The 15,877-nt window shown below is 63.5% G+C and carries 11 protein-coding genes; 7 read left to right on the forward strand and 4 right to left on the reverse strand.

Features of this window, described 5'->3' with window-relative positions; genetic code table 11:
• Positions 1 to 84: 84 nt before the first annotated feature.
• Both ettA and HU766_RS22005 read right to left on the reverse strand, forming a co-directional pair.
• The gene (gene ettA / locus HU766_RS22000; protein ID WP_027594531.1) at positions 85 to 1,752 is read right to left on the reverse strand and encodes an energy-dependent translational throttle protein EttA; all 1,668 of its coding nucleotides are present in this window, start codon (positions 1,750 to 1,752) and stop codon (positions 85 to 87) included.
• Positions 1,753 to 2,012: 260 nt separating this feature from the next.
• Positions 2,013 to 2,411 (reverse strand): hypothetical protein, encoded by a 399-nt coding sequence (locus HU766_RS22005; RefSeq protein WP_047582799.1) that lies wholly within the window; start codon positions 2,409 to 2,411, stop codon positions 2,013 to 2,015.
• 271 nt (positions 2,412 to 2,682) lie between these two features.
• Here HU766_RS22005 and HU766_RS22010 point away from each other — a divergent pair, with 271 nt between their 5' ends.
• The 4 genes from HU766_RS22010 to HU766_RS22025 all read left to right on the forward strand — a co-directional run bounded on the left by HU766_RS22010 (position 2,683) and on the right by HU766_RS22025 (position 9,833).
• A complete protein-coding gene (locus tag HU766_RS22010) occupies positions 2,683 to 6,513 on the forward strand; it encodes a bifunctional diguanylate cyclase/phosphodiesterase (protein ID WP_186660572.1) in 3,831 nt (1,276 codons plus the stop codon).
• Positions 6,514 to 6,823: 310 nt separating this feature from the next.
• Positions 6,824 to 8,077: a serine hydroxymethyltransferase gene (gene glyA, locus HU766_RS22015; protein WP_033701398.1), complete on the forward strand. Its 1,254-nt coding sequence runs from the start codon at positions 6,824 to 6,826 to the stop codon at positions 8,075 to 8,077.
• A gap of 142 nt (positions 8,078 to 8,219) precedes the next feature.
• The gene (locus tag HU766_RS22020) at positions 8,220 to 8,810 is read left to right on the forward strand and encodes a hypothetical protein (RefSeq protein WP_186660575.1); all 591 of its coding nucleotides are present in this window, start codon (positions 8,220 to 8,222) and stop codon (positions 8,808 to 8,810) included.
• Between the two features lie 69 nt (positions 8,811 to 8,879).
• Positions 8,880 to 9,833 carry a bile acid:sodium symporter gene (locus HU766_RS22025; RefSeq protein ID WP_186660577.1) on the forward strand — a complete coding sequence of 318 codons (954 nt, stop codon included), beginning with the start codon at positions 8,880 to 8,882 and terminating at the stop codon, positions 9,831 to 9,833.
• Positions 9,834 to 9,911: 78 nt separating this feature from the next.
• Here HU766_RS22025 and HU766_RS22030 read toward each other — a convergent pair whose 3' ends face one another.
• Positions 9,912 to 10,841: a malate dehydrogenase gene (locus tag HU766_RS22030; RefSeq protein ID WP_047582803.1), complete on the reverse strand. Its 930-nt coding sequence runs from the start codon at positions 10,839 to 10,841 to the stop codon at positions 9,912 to 9,914.
• A gap of 230 nt (positions 10,842 to 11,071) precedes the next feature.
• On the opposite strand from HU766_RS22030, the gene HU766_RS22035 reads away from it, so the two are divergent.
• The 3 genes from HU766_RS22035 to HU766_RS22045 all read left to right on the forward strand — a co-directional run bounded on the left by HU766_RS22035 (position 11,072) and on the right by HU766_RS22045 (position 15,087).
• Positions 11,072 to 11,578, forward strand: coding sequence for a sigma-70 family RNA polymerase sigma factor (locus HU766_RS22035; RefSeq protein ID WP_033701403.1), 507 nt, complete (start codon positions 11,072 to 11,074; stop codon positions 11,576 to 11,578).
• Positions 11,575 to 12,531 (forward strand): FecR domain-containing protein, encoded by a 957-nt coding sequence (locus HU766_RS22040; protein ID WP_186660579.1) that lies wholly within the window; start codon positions 11,575 to 11,577, stop codon positions 12,529 to 12,531. The genes HU766_RS22035 and HU766_RS22040 overlap by 4 nt, the downstream gene beginning before the upstream one ends.
• Positions 12,532 to 12,642: 111 nt before the next feature.
• Entirely contained in the window at positions 12,643 to 15,087 is a 2,445-nt protein-coding gene (locus tag HU766_RS22045) for a TonB-dependent siderophore receptor (RefSeq protein WP_186660581.1), read from the forward strand.
• A gap of 183 nt (positions 15,088 to 15,270) precedes the next feature.
• Here the strand turns inward: HU766_RS22045 and HU766_RS22050 are convergent, their stop codons facing one another.
• Positions 15,271 to 15,498 carry a hypothetical protein gene (locus tag HU766_RS22050; protein WP_095063997.1) on the reverse strand — a complete coding sequence of 76 codons (228 nt, stop codon included), beginning with the start codon at positions 15,496 to 15,498 and terminating at the stop codon, positions 15,271 to 15,273.
• Positions 15,499 to 15,877 lie beyond the last annotated feature (379 nt).

Below are 15,877 nucleotides of genomic sequence, written 5' to 3' on the forward strand. Positions count from 1 at the left end.
CCCCGCGAAGGGGGTGGCACCCATTGATGCCAGGCACAAAAATGGGGCCCCTGAGGGCCCCATTCTTGTGCATCCAAAACGGGCTTACTGGGCCAGCTTCTTGTGCCGTACACGGTGCGGCTGGGCAGCAGCATCGCCCAGGCGCTTCTTGCGGTCAGCTTCGTACTCGGTGTAGTTGCCTTCGAAGAACATCACGTTCGAGTCGTCTTCGTACGCCAGGATGTGCGTGGCCACACGGTCCAGGAACCAACGGTCGTGGGAAATCACGATCGCGGCGCCTGGGAAGTCCAGCAGGGCTTCTTCCAGCGAACGCAGGGTTTCGACGTCGAGGTCGTTGGACGGTTCGTCGAGCAGCAGGACGTTACCGCCCTCCTTCAGGGTCAGGGCCAGGTGCAGACGGCCACGCTCACCACCGGACAGGTCCTTGACGAACTTCTGCTGGTCGCCGCCCTTGAAGTTGAAGCGGCCAACGTAGGTGCGCGACGGGATCTCGTAGTTACCGATGCGGATCTGGTCGGAACCGTCGGAGATCTGCTGGAACACGGTCTTGCTGCCGTCCAGGTCTTCGCGGCTCTGGTCGACACAGGCCAGTTGCACGGTTTCGCCGATCTCGATGCTGCCCGAGTCCGGCTGCTCCTTGCCCATCAGCATGCGGAACAGGGTCGACTTACCGGCGCCGTTACCACCGATCACGCCGACGATGGCGCCTTTGGGCATGGCGAACGACAGGTTGTCGATCAGCACGCGATCGCCATAGCCTTTGGAAACGTTCTTGAACTCGATGACCTTGTCACCCAGGCGCGGGCCGGCCGGGATGTAGATCTCGTTGGTTTCGCTGCGCTTCTGGAATTCCTGCGACTGCATTTCTTCAAAGCGCTGCAGACGTGCCTTGGATTTGGACTGGCGGGCCTTGGCGCCTTTGCGCACCCACTCCAGTTCCTCTTTCATGGCCTTCTCGTGGGCGCTCTGCTGCTTGGATTCCTGCGCCAGACGGTCCGACTTGGCTTCCAGCCAGCCCGAGTAGTTGCCTTCGTACGGGATACCGGCGCCGCGGTCCAGTTCGAGGATCCAGCCGGCGACGTTGTCGAGGAAGTAACGGTCGTGGGTAATCGCTACCACGGTGCCGGGGAAGTCGTGCAGGAAGCGCTCCAGCCAGGCCACCGAGTCGGCGTCCAGGTGGTTGGTCGGTTCGTCGAGCAGCAGCATGTCGGGTGCCGACAGCAGCAGACGGCACAGGGCCACACGGCGCTTTTCACCACCGGACAGGTGTTCGATTTTCGCGTCCCAGGCCGGCAGGCGCAGGGCGTCGGCGGCAACGTCCAGCTGGCGCTCGAGGTTGTGGCCGTCGGCAGCCTGCAGGATCGACTCGAGCTTGGCCTGCTCGGCGGCCAGCTTGTCGAAGTCGGCGTCGGGTTCTGCGTAAGCCGCGTAGACCTCGTCCAGGCGAGCCTGGGCGTCCTTGATCACGCTGACCGCTTCTTCGACTACTTCACGTACGGTCTTGGCCGGGTCGAGTTGCGGTTCCTGCGGCAGGTAGCCGACGTTGATGTCGGGCATCGGACGGGCTTCGCCGTCGAATTCCTTGTCGACGCCCGCCATGATCCGCAGCAGGGTCGATTTACCCGCGCCGTTCAGGCCGAGCACGCCGATCTTGGCGCCTGGGAAGAACGACAGGGAGATGTTCTTGAGAATTTCGCGCTTCGGCGGCACGACCTTGCTCAGCCGATGCATGGTGTAGACGTATTGAGCCAAAACCAAGCCCTCTAAATAGGTAAAGACATCGACGAACGCCCCGGCAATGGGCCAGGGGGATGTGTTTACGGGGTGTCATTGAACAAAGTCGACCATTCTACGCCAACGCGCGGCGTTGCATAGGAGGGCCGGGTGGGGGGATCAACAGGGGGCCGCTTACGGCCCATTCGCGGGACAAGCCCGCCCCTACAGGTCGATTGCGGCTGTGGGAGCGGGCTTGCCCCGCGAATGAACCAGCAAACACAATTGCCCGAAAAGGCTCAGACGTGACGCTGTTTGGCCTTGCCCCGCGGCAACCGGCAACCGCCACCCTGCTCGGCCAGGCGCGCGGCCCAGGCAGACTTGACGCTGAAGCCACCCTTGCGGGCAGGCTGCTCGGCGGCCTTGGCCGGCTTGGCGGCAGGCTTGCTGACGGCCTGGGTTGCCGGCTGTTTCACCACGGGCGCGGCCGCAACCGGTGCTGCTGCCGCCTTGGCGGTCTTGCGCAGTTCGGCCAGCGACGGGGCCTTGCTTTTCGAGGCGGCTGCCGCCTCGGGTTTGACCAGCGAACGCTGGCACGACTTGCAGGATACGTCCTCGGTCACGGCAGTGCTGACAAGGGTCTGACTGCTGCGCCCACAGGCGGAATCGAGGCCATTGGAGGAAAAGTGAGTAACCAAAACCGAACATCTCCGAAGCGTTGTCATTGAAGCGGGCGGCATTCTCGCACAGGTTGCAGGGGCTTGCCGAACCACAGGGGCGCGACCACGACCGTCGGCAGGCCGAGCGCCAGCGGACAACCGGGCTGGCACTTTGCCATAATCCTAGGCATGCTAGCCGGTTTAGGGTGTCCGGCCTTATAGTGCGCCACCGCGGTCTGGCAACCAGACACCGGCACCGACCGTGCATGATCAATCCCTGCCATCGCCAGCCCAATCGCAGGACCAACGCTTGACCAATCTCACTCATCCGTCGTCGCTGCGTCCCGCTTCACTGGCCCCTGCTGCTTCCCTGCGCGGGTCGATCAAGGGTGCGCTGGCGCTGTTGGCCCTGATTCTGCTGGCCCTGCTGCTGTGGCAGCTGTTCGCCCAGTTCCGCCATACCCAGGCCGACCTGCGCAAGCAAAGCCTGGAGGCCACTGCGGAGCTTGCCGACCACCTCAGCCTGAACATGGCGCTCAAAGCCCAGCAGGCGGTGAATGTGGTGCAGCCCTACGTCAATGCACCGACGCCCGCCGCCCTGCCCAGCCTGCTTGACACCCTGCGCGCACGCTTGCCCGCCCTGCGTGACCTGGCCTGGCTGGACACCAGCGGGCAGATCCGCGCCGACAGCCTGGCCGGCAGCCCAGACCGCCCATTGATTGGCGAGCTGCTGAGGTTGAACCAGGGGCGCCCCTACTTCTTCACCAACTCGGCAGACAACCGCACACTCTACCTGTTGCTGCGCCAGTCCACCGAACAGGACCGCGGCTATTGGCTGCTGCGCCTGTCCGAGGCGTATTACCGTACCCTCACCGTGCACCTGGACAACCCGGGCCACCCGCTGTGGCTGCTGGAAAACAGCCGCAGCGGCGCGGTGCTGGAGCGCCATGCCACCGCGCGGACCAGCCCCGCGCCGCTGCAGAGCGTGATGCTGGCGTTCATCGACAACAGCACCTGGCAGCTGCGCGGCCTGTTCGACGCCGAGCTGGCCCAGCAGAAGTTGCTACCGGCACTGATCGGCAAGTGCATGCTGGTGCTGTTTTGTGCCCTGCTACCGGTGCTGGCATTGATCAACATGCGCCGCCGCCAACGCGCGCTGCAGGAAGACCGCCGGCGTTATCAGGAAATCTTCGAAGGCACCGGCGTTGCCCTGTGCGTGCTCGACCTCTCCAGCCTGCCCGGCCAGCTCGACCGCTACCACCTGCGCAACCACGCGGCCCTCAAGCACAGCCTGGCCCTGGACCCGAACCTGCGCCGCTCGCTGCTGCAGGAGTTGAAGATTACCGAGATCAACCAGGTGGCGCGCCAGTTGCTCAACGTCGAATGCCACGAGGGTGCCTGGCAGCGCCTGATCGACGGCAGCGGCGATGGCCGTGACAGCATCGGCATGCAACTGATCGATGCACTGATCGAACAACGCTCGCTGCTGGAGCTGGAAGTGCGCCTGCCGGCGCCGCTGGGCGGCGAACTGCACCTGTGGCTGATGGCCCGCCTGCCGCTGCAGCGCCGCGACTACCAGGCGGTGATCCTCAGCATCAGCGACATCACCAGCCGCAAGCAGGTGGAGCTGTCGCTGCTCGAACGCGAGAGCTTCTGGTCGGACGTGGTGCGTACCGTGCCCGACCAGCTCTACGTGCAGGACGTGCCCAGCCAGCGCATGATCTTCAGCAACCGCCACCTCGGCCAGACCCTGGGCTACAGCCGCACCGAGCTGGCGCAGATGGGCGACCGGTTCTGGGAATTGCTGTTGCACCCCGAAGACGCCGCGCACTTCCAGGCGCTGCGCCAGCATCAGCGTGAAACCGGCCACAGCGAACCACTGCACTGCCAGTTGCGCTTCCGTCACCACGACGGCAGCTGGCGTTGCTACGACATTCGCGAACAGGTGCTGACCCGCGACCCCGATGGCCTGGTGACGCGCATCATCGGCGTGGGCAAGGACGTCACCGTGCAGATCGAGGCCAGCCAGTCGCTGCGCGACAGCGAACAGCGCTACCGCATGCTGGCCGAAAGCATCAGCGATGTGATTTTCTCTACCGACAGCCAGCTGCAGCTGAACTACGTCAGCCCCTCGGTAAAGGCGGTACTGGGCTATCAGGCCGAGTGGATCTTCGACAACGGCTGGCAATCGATCATTGCCAACCCGGCGCAGCTGACCGGTATCTACAGCCTGATGGAGCGCGTCAGCAATGCCATGGGCGACCGCGAGCAACTGGCCCAGCTACGTAGCCAACTGCCGACTCAACTGTTCCTGTTCGACTGCCTGCGTGCCGATGGCCGCAAGATCCCGATCGAACTGCGCCTGGTGCTGGTGTGGGACGATCAGCAGCACTTCGAAGGCGTGCTCGGGGTAGGCCGCGACATCAGCCAGCAACGCCGCGCCGAAAAAGACCTGCGCATGGCCGCAACGGTATTCGAGCACTCCACCTCGGCCATCCTCATCACCGACCCGGCCGGCTACATCGTCCAGGCCAACGAGGCGTTCAGCCGGGTCAGCGGCTATGCGGTCAGCGACGTGCTCGACCAACTGCCCGGCATGCTCACCGTCGAGCAACAGCAGGAAGGCCACCTGCGCTACGTGGTCAAGCAACTGCACCAGCGCGGCAGCTGGGAAGGCGAAGTGTGGCTCAAGCGCCGTGACGGCGACCATTACCCGGCCTGGGTCGGCATCACTGCGGTGCTCGATGACGAAGGCGACCTGGCCAGCTACGTGTGCTTCTTCACCGACATCAGCGAGCGCAAGGCCAGCGAACAGCGCATCCACCGCCTGGCCTACTATGACGCCCTCACCCACCTGCCCAACCGCACCCTGTTCCAGGACCGCCTGCACACGGCCCTGCAGCAGGCCGACCGGCAAAAGGCGTGGGTGGTGCTGATGTTCCTCGACCTGGACCGCTTCAAGCCGATCAACGACTCCCTCGGCCATGCCGCGGGCGATCGCATGCTCAAGGACATGGCCCTGCGCCTGCTGGCCTGCGTGGATGACGACGACACCGTGGCGCGCATGGGTGGCGATGAGTTCACCCTGCTGCTGCAACCGCGCGCAACCCGTGAAATGGCCCTTAACCGCGCCATCCATGTGGCCGAGAACATCCTCGCCAGCCTGGTACGGCCCTTCGTGCTGGAAAACCGCGAGTTCTTTGTCACCGCCAGTATCGGCATCGCCCTCAGCCCGCAGGATGGCAGCGAGCTGAGCCAGTTGATGAAAAACGCCGACACCGCGATGTACCACGCCAAGGAACGCGGCAAGAACAACTTCCAGTTCTACCAGGCGGAAATGAACGCCAGCGCCCTGGAGCGCCTGGAGCTGGAGAGCGACCTGCGCCATGCCATGGAGCAGAACGAGTTCATCCTCTATTACCAGCCGCAGTTCAGCGGCGACGGCAAGCGCCTGACCGGCGCCGAAGCCTTGCTGCGCTGGCGCCACCCGACCCGTGGCCTGGTGCCACCGGGTGATTTTATCCCGGTGATCGAAGAGCTGGGCCTGGTGGTGGATGTCGGCGACTGGGTGCTGCGCGAAGCCAGCCGCCAACTCAAGGCCTGGCACAAGGCCAAGGTGCGGGTGCCTAAGGTGTCGGTGAACATCTCGGCGCGGCAGTTCTCCGACGGCCAACTGGGCACGCGCATCGCCACCATCCTGGAAGAAACCGGGCTGCCACCGGCGTGCCTGGAGCTGGAGCTGACCGAAAGCATCCTGATGCGCGAGGTCAACGAGGCCTTGCAGATTCTGGCCAGCCTGAAGAACCTTGGCCTGAGCATTGCGGTCGACGACTTTGGCACGGGTTACTCGTCGCTCAACTACCTCAAGCAGTTCCCGATCGACGTGTTGAAGATCGACCGCACCTTCGTCGACGGCCTGCCCGAGGGCGAGCAGGATGCGCAGATTGCCCGGGCGATCATCGCCATGGCGCACAGCCTGAACCTGGCGGTGATCGCCGAGGGCGTCGAAACCCATGAGCAGCTGGAGTTCTTGCGCGAGCATGGTTGCGACGAGGTGCAGGGCTACCTGTTCGGGCGGCCGATGCCGGCGCATCAGTTCGAGGCGCAGTTCAGCAACGAGACCCTGTTCATGTTCCAGTAACACCCCCTTTGCACGACCCCGGGTAGGAGCGGCCTTGCGTCGCGAAAGGGCTGCGCAGCGGCCCCTCGATTTCAGCGTCACCGCACATATCCGAGGGCTGCTGCGCAGCCCTTTCGCGACGCAAGGCCGCTCCTACACCACCCACCTCCAACCGCAAAAAAAACGGACTTGAGAGTCAACTCCAGCCCAGTCAGGGCGCGGCTTGCAACATGAGTCCCATTGGTCCGCGACTTGACGTCACTTCATATGCCAGGCGCGAAGCAATCGGTTAGAATGCCCCCCCAATTCAGCCCGATCCTTGAGGACCGCCATGTTCAGCCGTGATTTGACCATTGCCAAGTACGACGCCGAGCTCTTCGAAGCCATGCAGCAAGAAGCTCTGCGCCAGGAAGAGCATATCGAGCTGATCGCTTCGGAAAACTACACCAGCCCGGCTGTCATGGAAGCCCAGGGTTCGGTACTGACCAACAAGTACGCCGAAGGCTACCCAGGCAAGCGCTACTACGGTGGTTGCGAGTACGTCGACGTGGTCGAGCAACTGGCCATCGACCGCGCCAAAGAGCTGTTCGGCGCCGACTACGCCAACGTTCAGCCGCACGCTGGCTCCCAAGCCAACGCCGCGGTCTACCTGGCCCTGCTGTCGGCCGGTGACACCATCCTGGGCATGAGCCTGGCCCACGGCGGCCACCTGACCCACGGCGCCAGCGTCAGCTCCTCGGGCAAGCTGTACAACGCCATCCAGTACGGCATCGACGGCAACGGCCTGATCGACTACGACGAAGTCGAGCGCCTGGCTGTCGAACACAAGCCGAAGATGATCGTTGCCGGCTTCTCGGCCTACTCGCAAGTGCTGGACTTCCCACGCTTCCGCGAAATCGCCGACAAGGTCGGTGCCTACCTGTTCGTCGACATGGCCCACGTTGCCGGCCTGGTTGCCGCTGGCGTGTACCCCAACCCAGTGCCGTTCGCCGACGTGGTCACCACCACCACCCACAAGACCCTGCGCGGTCCACGTGGCGGCCTGATCCTGGCCCGTGCCAACGCCGACATCGAGAAGAAGCTGAACTCCGCCGTCTTCCCTGGCGCCCAGGGCGGCCCGCTGGAGCACGTGATCGCCGCCAAGGCCATCTGCTTCAAAGAAGCCCTGCAGCCTGAGTTCAAGGCGTACCAGCAGCAAGTGGTGAAAAACGCCCAGGCCATGGCCAGCGTGTTCATCGAGCGTGGTTTCGACGTCGTTTCCGGCGGCACCCAGAACCACCTGTTCCTGCTGTCGCTGATCAAGCAGGAAATCTCCGGTAAGGACGCCGACGCCGCACTGGGCAAAGCCTTCATCACCGTGAACAAGAACTCGGTACCGAACGACCCACGTTCCCCGTTCGTCACTTCGGGCCTGCGTTTCGGCACCCCGGCTGTGACCACCCGTGGCTTCAAGGAAGCCGAGTGCAAGGAACTGGCCGGCTGGATCTGCGACATCCTGGCTGACCTGAACAACGAAGCGGTGATCGACGCCGTGCGTGAGAAGGTCAAGGCCATCTGCAAGAAGCTGCCGGTTTACGGCAACTGATTGGCGTTAGCCTGATGTGAAAAGCCCGGCCTTGTGCCGGGCTTTTTCGTTTTGCACAGCTTCGCGGAACCTGTTCCAGCTGGGTAGCCACCCCAAGACGACCTAGCCTGCGGCCTCCCCCACGCCAAACCGGAGGCCTTCCATGGCGGATCATCTAGCGCGTTCTTTCACGGCTACCCTGCAGATAGCCGAATCACCGGTGAACAGCCTGGACTGCCTGACCACAGGGCCAGTGATCCTGGTCACACCACGCTATGCACCAGGCCATGCATTTGACGGAGCCCGGGCGCTAGGCATGCTCAACGGCACGGAAGAAGACTGGCAGCACGGCAAGGAGTCAGGGCTGATCACGTTCGACAAGGGCGCCACGCCCTGTGCGCTACTGCTGTACTTTCGCCACAGCGATGCCGGTTACAGGCTGTATGTGCGCAGCGGCCCTCATCTGGGTAAAAGCGTGTTCACGAACGTCGATGGGCAGGTGACCCTCAGAACCACAACGTCGAAGGAGCCCAGCGTGTGGAGCCTGATCGATGTGCAAACCGGCAACGCCTTCGACCTGACTCTGCTCGAAGATGGCCGCCGCGAAATCCAGTTGATCAGCAGCGATGGCCACCCTCTGGAAATTCACAACCTATACCCTGTCGGCGGCTTTCTTGCGTGTTATGCCGAGGCCCAGCCATGCACCCTGAGCCTGTTGATCGAACAACGCGGGGTGGACTGGCTCGACACTTGATATCGCCTGCACGCGCCCCACGTATTACCCTGTGCCGCTTCGACCACCGAGCGCGCACAGGACCCTGCCTTGACCAGAGAGCAACTCGAAACCCACCAGATCCCGCTCTACTTTGCTGCCGTGCTGGTTGCCGCGGCCTTCGGCCTGCTGGCCCCTGACGCCGCTCACCCCCTGCAAGCCCTGATCACCCCTGCCATTGCCGTGCTGATGTACGCGATGTTTCTGCAGATCCCCTTTCTCGACCTGCGCCAGGGCCTTGGCAACCGCCGCTTCATCAGTGCGCTGCTGGTGGCCAACTTCATCCTTGTGCCACTGCTGGTATGGGCGATCACCCGCGGCCTGGTCGCGCACCCGGCCATCCTGATCGGTGCCCTGTTGGTGTTGCTGACACCGTGCATCGACTACGTGGTGGTGTTCACCCATATCGGCAAAGGCGACTCACGCCAGACACTCGCCGCAACGCCCGTGCTGTTGCTGGTGCAACTGCTGCTGTTGCCGGTGTACCTGGGGTTGATGTTGGGTGACGGCGGCGAGGTGGCGATTGCCATCACCCCATTCGTGGAAGCGTTTGCCCTGTTGATCGTGTTGCCGCTGCTGCTCGCCGTGCTGACCAGCGCCAGCGCCCGTCGCTCACGTGTGGCAGCGACATGGAACGACGCCTGGGCGTGGCTGCCGGTACCGGCGATGGCACTGGTGCTGATGGTGGTGATCGGCTCGCAGATCGCTGCCGTGCTGCATGACTTGGCGCGCTTGCTGCCGGTGATCCCGGTGTACATCGGCTTCATGCTGCTGGCGCCGCTGATCGGCTGTGCCACGGCGCGGCTGATGCGTTTGCCGGTGGCCGAGGTGAGGTCGGTGACCTTCAGTGCGGCCACCCGCAACTCGCTGGTGGTGCTGCCGCTGGCGCTGGCGTTGCCAGAAGACTTGCGCGGGTTGGCGGCGGCGGCGGTGATTACCCAGACGCTGGTGGAGTTGGTGGGGGAGTTGATTTACGTGCGCGTCGTGCCGGCGCTCGTGCGCTGATTGCTCAAACGCTACGCCAGTCAGTCAGGGCCCTTGGGCCGCTGCGCCCTGCGACCCTGTCAGAGCCCTACACCCCGTTCATAGCGCATTCATTTCAGCAATATCGCGCAGCACCTGGTCTGCAGAGTGGTCGAACATCGCCTGCTCCTGCGCATCCAGCGGCAACTCGATGACCCGCGCAATCCCCTCCCCAGCCAGTACACAAGGCACACCCATGGCAATACCTGTGCGCCCGTACTCGCCCTCCAGCACCGCGACCGCTGGCAAAATGCGGTTTCGCCCATTGGCGATCGCATCCACCATCTGCGCAATGGCCACGCCCGGCGCGTCGCAGGCACTGCCCAGCTTCTTCAGCCCCAGAATCTCGCCGCCACCCTGGCGGGTGCGCTGCACGATGCGCTCTATCTGCTCACTGGACAGGAAGTGCGCCAATGGCACCGACCCGACCGCGCAGTAGCGCATCAGCGGCACCATGCTGTCGCCATGCCCGCCCAGCACCAGGGCCGTGATGTCCCGAGCGGAAAACCCCGTTTCCTCGGCAATGAAACACTTCATGCGCGCGGTATCCAACACCCCCGCCTGCCCGAACACCTTGTTGCGGCCCAGCCCGCTGCGCGACCAGGCACGATAGGTCAGCACATCGACGGGGTTCGACACCACCAACACCGTCGCCGCCGGCGCATGTTGTTTGATGTCCAGCAGGATGCCGTCGAGAATGGGCAGGTTGATACTCAATACATCCTGGCGCGACTGGCCAGGCTTGCGCGGCACCCCTGCCGTAATCACCACCAGCTCAGACCCCGCCAGCATTTCGGCCTTGGCCCCGCCCTGAACCCGGGTATCGGAACCCGACTCGACCGCCGCCTGCCAGATATCCAGCGCCTTGCCCTGTGCCAACTCACCCTGCACATCGATCAACATCAACTCACGGCACAACTCATCCCGGGCGATGACCTGAGCCGCCGCCTCGCCGACCAAGCCGGCACCCACAATGGATAATTTGTTCACCTGACACCTCCCAGCGGCGCGCGCCACCAGGAACACGCCTGCGTATACACAGAAGTATTGCCTGCCAGGGCTAAAAGGCTACCCCGAGGTTGATACCCGTCGGCTGAGCGGTTTGAGCCGCGCCAGGATGCAGTTCAGCCGATTCCTGCATCGGCTGTTTCCAAAGTCGCCCTCTCCCCACTACAATTGCAACTCATTCCTATCTGCAACTCATTCATGGGAAGAGGAAAGTGCCCACTGACGCCCCGTTGCAACCACTGGATAGCCTGTATCGCGACCACCACGGCTGGCTGCAAGGCTGGCTGCGTCTGCGCCTTGGTGATCGTGAGCGGGCTGCGGATATCGCGCAAGACACGTTCCTGCGCCTGCTGGTGACACGGCGCCTGCCGGCGCAGAGCGATGGGCGCCGGTTTCTGGCGCAGATCGCCCGCAACCTGGTCATCGACCAATGGCGCCGCCAACGTATCAAGCAAGCTTACCTGGAGAGCCTCGCCGCCCTGCCCGAGCCAGAAACCCCGTCGCTGGAAACCCGTGCCATCGTGATCGAAACCCTGATGCAGATCGACGCCATGCTCGACAGCATGCCCGCGAAGGTGCGCGAGGCGTTTCTGCTGTCGCAGTTCGAAGGGCTGAGCTATAGCCAGATCGCCGAGCGCCTCGAGGTCAGCGTCAGCTCGGTGCAAAAGTACATGCTGCGCGCCATCACCGCCTGCTACCAGGTGCTGTACGCCGAATGAAAACCACCAGCGAAGCGCCCGTCGCCTCTGCCATCGTCGAGCAGGCCAGCCATTGGCTGATGCTGCAATGGGGTGGCGAGCTGGACAAGGAACAACAGCGTCGCTTCGCTGAATGGCGTACCGCAGACCCGGAACATGATCGTGCGTGGCAGCGCCTGGAGCACCTGCAAAACACCCTGAGCGGTGTGCCCACAGATACTGCGCTGGCGGTGCTGCGTGAGCTGCCCGATGCGCGCCGCCGGCAGACGCTGAAACTGCTCGGCGCGCTGCTGTTGGCCGGTGGCAGCAGCTACCTTGCCCAATCGCAACTACCCTGGCGCGAGGCCACCGCCGACCTGCGCAGCGGTACGGGCGAACGCCTGCAGCGCACGCTGGCCGATGGCAGCCGGCTTAGCCTGAACAGCGGTAGCGCGGTGGATATCCTGTTCAGCGCGAGCGAGCGACGCATTCGCCTGCTCGCGGGGGAGTTGCTGCTCGACAGCGGCCATGACCCAGCGCAACGCCCTTTGATCGTGGACACCGCCGCCGGGGAAATCCAGGCGCTGGGCACGCGCTTTTGCGTGTACCAACGTGATGATAGAAGCCAGGTCGATCTGTTCGAGGGCGCGCTGGAACTGCGCCCGCGTCAGGCCCGCGCCACGCGCCTGCAAGCCGGACAAGGTTGCTGGTTTACCGCGACCCGGTTCGGTGACATCGCGCCCGCGAACCTCAACGCCATCGCCTGGCACGATGGCAGGCTTATCGCCGAACGCATGCCGCTGGGGCAGTTCGTTGCAGAACTGGCTCGCCATCGCCGCGGCATGCTGCGCTGTGACCCGACCATCGCCGGCCTGCCGCTAACGGGCGTTTTTCCCTTGGTAGACACAGACCGCGTACTGACTGCACTTGAGCAGTCCCTGCCGGTAAAGGTGCACAGGCTGACGAGCCTCTGGACCACGATCAGTCCTGCGTAGCGGCATTGCACGCACCGATAAAAAATGCTGCTGCCCCTTGTCGGTTTTGCCGACTTGTCCGGGATACCTCTTGAATCCAACCAAGAAGCATTCTCAAGAGGAACGTCAAGAGTGCCGTATCTGCCCACAACCACCTGTTCTCGACTGAGCCTTGCGGTGCGCCGCAGCCTGTTTGCCGGCTTGCTCTGCACCAGCCCACTGCTGCTTGCGCTGCCCGCAGTACCGGCTGACGCCAGCGAGCAAACACACAGCTATGCCATCCCCGCTGGCGGCCTGGACCAGGCGCTGAACCGCTTTGCGAGCGAGGCCGGTATCTTGCTTTCTGCCGATGCCCAGCTCACCGCTGGCAAGCGCAGCGCTGGCCTGAACGGCAGCTATTCCGTTGCAGATGGCCTGGCCCAGTTGCTGGCCGGTACCGGCCTTCGCGCATTCAATAGCGGTGGCAACTACACGGTGGAGGTCGCAGCGGGCAGCGGTGGCGCCCTGGAGCTGGAGGCGACCAACGTCATCAGCAACCAGCTGGGCACCGTCACCGAAGGCACCGGCTCTTACACGCCCGGCACCATCGCCACGGCCACCCGCCTGGTACTCAAACCCAGGGAAACCCCGCAGTCGATCAGCGTGGTCACGCGCCAGCACATGGATGACTTTGCCCTCAACAGTGTCGACGCGGTGATGCGCCACACCCCCGGCATCACCGTGTCGGCCTACGACACGGACCGGACCAACTACTATTCCCGCGGTTTCTCGATCAACAACTTCCAGTACGACGGCATCCCCTCCGCCGTGCGCAACGTTGCCTACTCAGCCGGCAACACCCTGAGCGACATGGCCATCTACGACCGCATCGAAGTGCTCAAGGGCGCCTCCGGCCTGCTCAGCGGCGCCGGCTCGCTGGGCGGTACCATCAACCTGGTACGCAAAAAGCCCACCGCCGACTTCCAGGGCCACGCCACCCTGGGCGCGGGCTCGTGGGACAACTACCGCAGCGAACTGGATGTCAGCGGCCCGCTGACCGAAACCGGCAACGTCCGCGGCCGGGCCGTGGTTGCCTACCAGGACAAGCACTCGTTCATCGACCGCTATTCGAGCCAGAATTCGGTGTTCTACGGCATCGTCGAGTTCGACCTGTCGCCCGATACGCTGCTGACCGTAGGCGCCGACTACCAGGACAACGACCCCAAGGGTTCCACCTGGTCCGGCAGCTTCCCGCTGCTCAATTCCAAAGGCGAGCGCAACGACGCCAAGCGCTCGTTCAGCAACGCAACCGACTGGAGCAGCTGGCAGCAGTACACCCGCACGGTCTTCGCTACGCTGGAGCACGACATGGGCGACGGTTGGGTGACCAAGCTGCAACTGGACCACAAGTACAACGGCTATGACGCGCAGATGGGCGCCATCCAGTTCGACCAGCCGCAGCCCGACGGCAGCGCCGAAATCAACGCGCAACGCTACAAGGGCGACACCACCAGCGACTCCGCCGACCTGTATGTCAGCGGCCCGTTCAACCTGCTCGGCCGCGAGCACGACCTGGTGCTCGGCGGCTCCATCAGCAAGGCCCACTGGGATGGCAAGGGTTACTGGGACGAAACCTTCTCGGTACCCAACCGCGTGGACTACAACAACTGGCACGGCAACCTGCCCAAGCCCGACTGGGGGCCGGTGTCGCAGCGCACCGACGACGTGATCCGCCAGACCGGCGTCTACCTCACCACCCGCCTGAACGTCACCGACGACCTGAAAGTGCTGCTGGGCGGCCGCGTGGTCAACTACAGCCTGACCGGCCTGACCCCGACCTACACCGAGTCCGGACGCTTCATACCCTATGCTGGCGCCATCTACGACCTGAATGAAAACTTCTCGGTCTACGCCAGCTACACCGACGTGTTCATGCCGCAGGAAAACTACAACCGCGACCGCGACAACAAACTGATCGAGCCGGATGAAGGCGAGAACTACGAAATCGGGGTCAAGGGCGAGTTCTTCGACGGCCGCCTGAACGCCAGCCTGGCCTACTTCGAGGTCAAGGAAACCAACCGCTCGGTGCCGGACGACGCCTACAACAACCTGACCCCTACCCCATCCAACTACGCGTTCAAGGGCAGCAAGGCGACCACCAAGGGCTACGAGCTGGAAGTGTCCGGCGAACTGGCCCCAGGCTGGCAGGTGCAAGGCGGCTACACCCACAAGGTGGTGCGCGACAGCAACGACGTGAAGCTGTCGACCTTCGAGCCCGAAGACCAGTTCAGCCTCTACACCACCTACAAGCTCACCGGTGACCTGGACAAGATCACCCTTGGCGGTGGCGCACGCTGGCAGAACAAGGCCTGGCAGCAGATCTGGAACAGCCCCAAAGGCGTGAACGAGGACATCACCCAGGAATCGTACTGGGTGGTGGACCTGATGACCCGCTACCAGATCACCCAGAACTTGTCGGCGACGCTTAACGTCAACAACCTCTTCGACAAGTACTACTACACCAACGTCGGCTTCTATAACTCGGCCATTTACGGCGAACCGCGCAACGTAATGGTTACGACCCGCTGGGACTTCTAAAGCCCGTGCCAGCCTGGAATACCCGAATACCCAGGCTGGCCTTTGTGGGCACAACTGCCTTGCTCAAACTTCCAAAACAGCCATGCCCCCCGTGGGAGCGGGCTTGCCCCGCGAACACGGGCGAAGCCCGTGCCATCCACCACAGTGCCTGCTTCGCGGGTAAACCCGCTCGCACCGGGCCAGCTAATCGCCCGGATCCTGCCCATTCAGCTCCATCACCTTCCCACACTGCTCACTGGCCAACCGGCTGATAATCCGAATCGCCTGATGGATACCAGCCGTGTTACGAAAGCTCAGCTGCGGGTTGTGTTCGCACTCCAGCATCTCGTCATGCTGGACCAAGGCTTCGCCTAGCAGCTCGAGGGTCCAGGCGTAACTTTGGATGGTGGCGAGGCGTTCGTGGTCAGTCATGGGGGGCCTCCTGGGGGTTGGAGGTGGCGCAGGAATGGCTGTCGATGGGATAGAAACGGTGGGGGTTGCGGGCCGGCGCGGGGCGGCGGCGGAGAACGAATGCGTGGATCCTTGATGGATTTAAGGTGAGCATGCATGAGACTCCAAGTTTTAATTGGAGCTGCCACGATCCTTCCTACGGGATTGGGTGGCAGCTGTGCATGGGGTAGGAATACCGGGAAACTTGGAAACCCGGCCAGGCCGAAGCCTGCCCACACACAGCCGCCATGACACAGCACGGCAGGCACAAAAAAAGCGCCAGCTGTGGTGCAGGGGCGCCTAGTGCATGCGCCAAGTTTACCAACGGGTTCCTACGCCCGGTCACGGAATTTGCCGCGAC

The sequence above is a fragment of the Pseudomonas sp. SWRI77 genome, assembly GCF_014269105.1.
GTDB classification, from domain to species: Bacteria; Pseudomonadota; Gammaproteobacteria; order Pseudomonadales; family Pseudomonadaceae; genus Aquipseudomonas; species Aquipseudomonas capeferrum.

Coding starts and splice junctions, on each gene's coding strand:
- glyA (WP_033701398.1), top strand. CDS start 6,824: ATGTTCAGCCGTGATTTGACCATTGCCAAGTACGACGCCGAGCTCTTC.
- HU766_RS22020 (WP_186660575.1), top strand. CDS start 8,220: ATGGCGGATCATCTAGCGCGTTCTTTCACGGCTACCCTGCAGATAGCC.
- HU766_RS22040 (WP_186660579.1), top strand. CDS start 11,575: ATGAAAACCACCAGCGAAGCGCCCGTCGCCTCTGCCATCGTCGAGCAG.
- HU766_RS22050 (WP_095063997.1), bottom strand. CDS start 15,498: ATGACTGACCACGAACGCCTCGCCACCATCCAAAGTTACGCCTGGACC.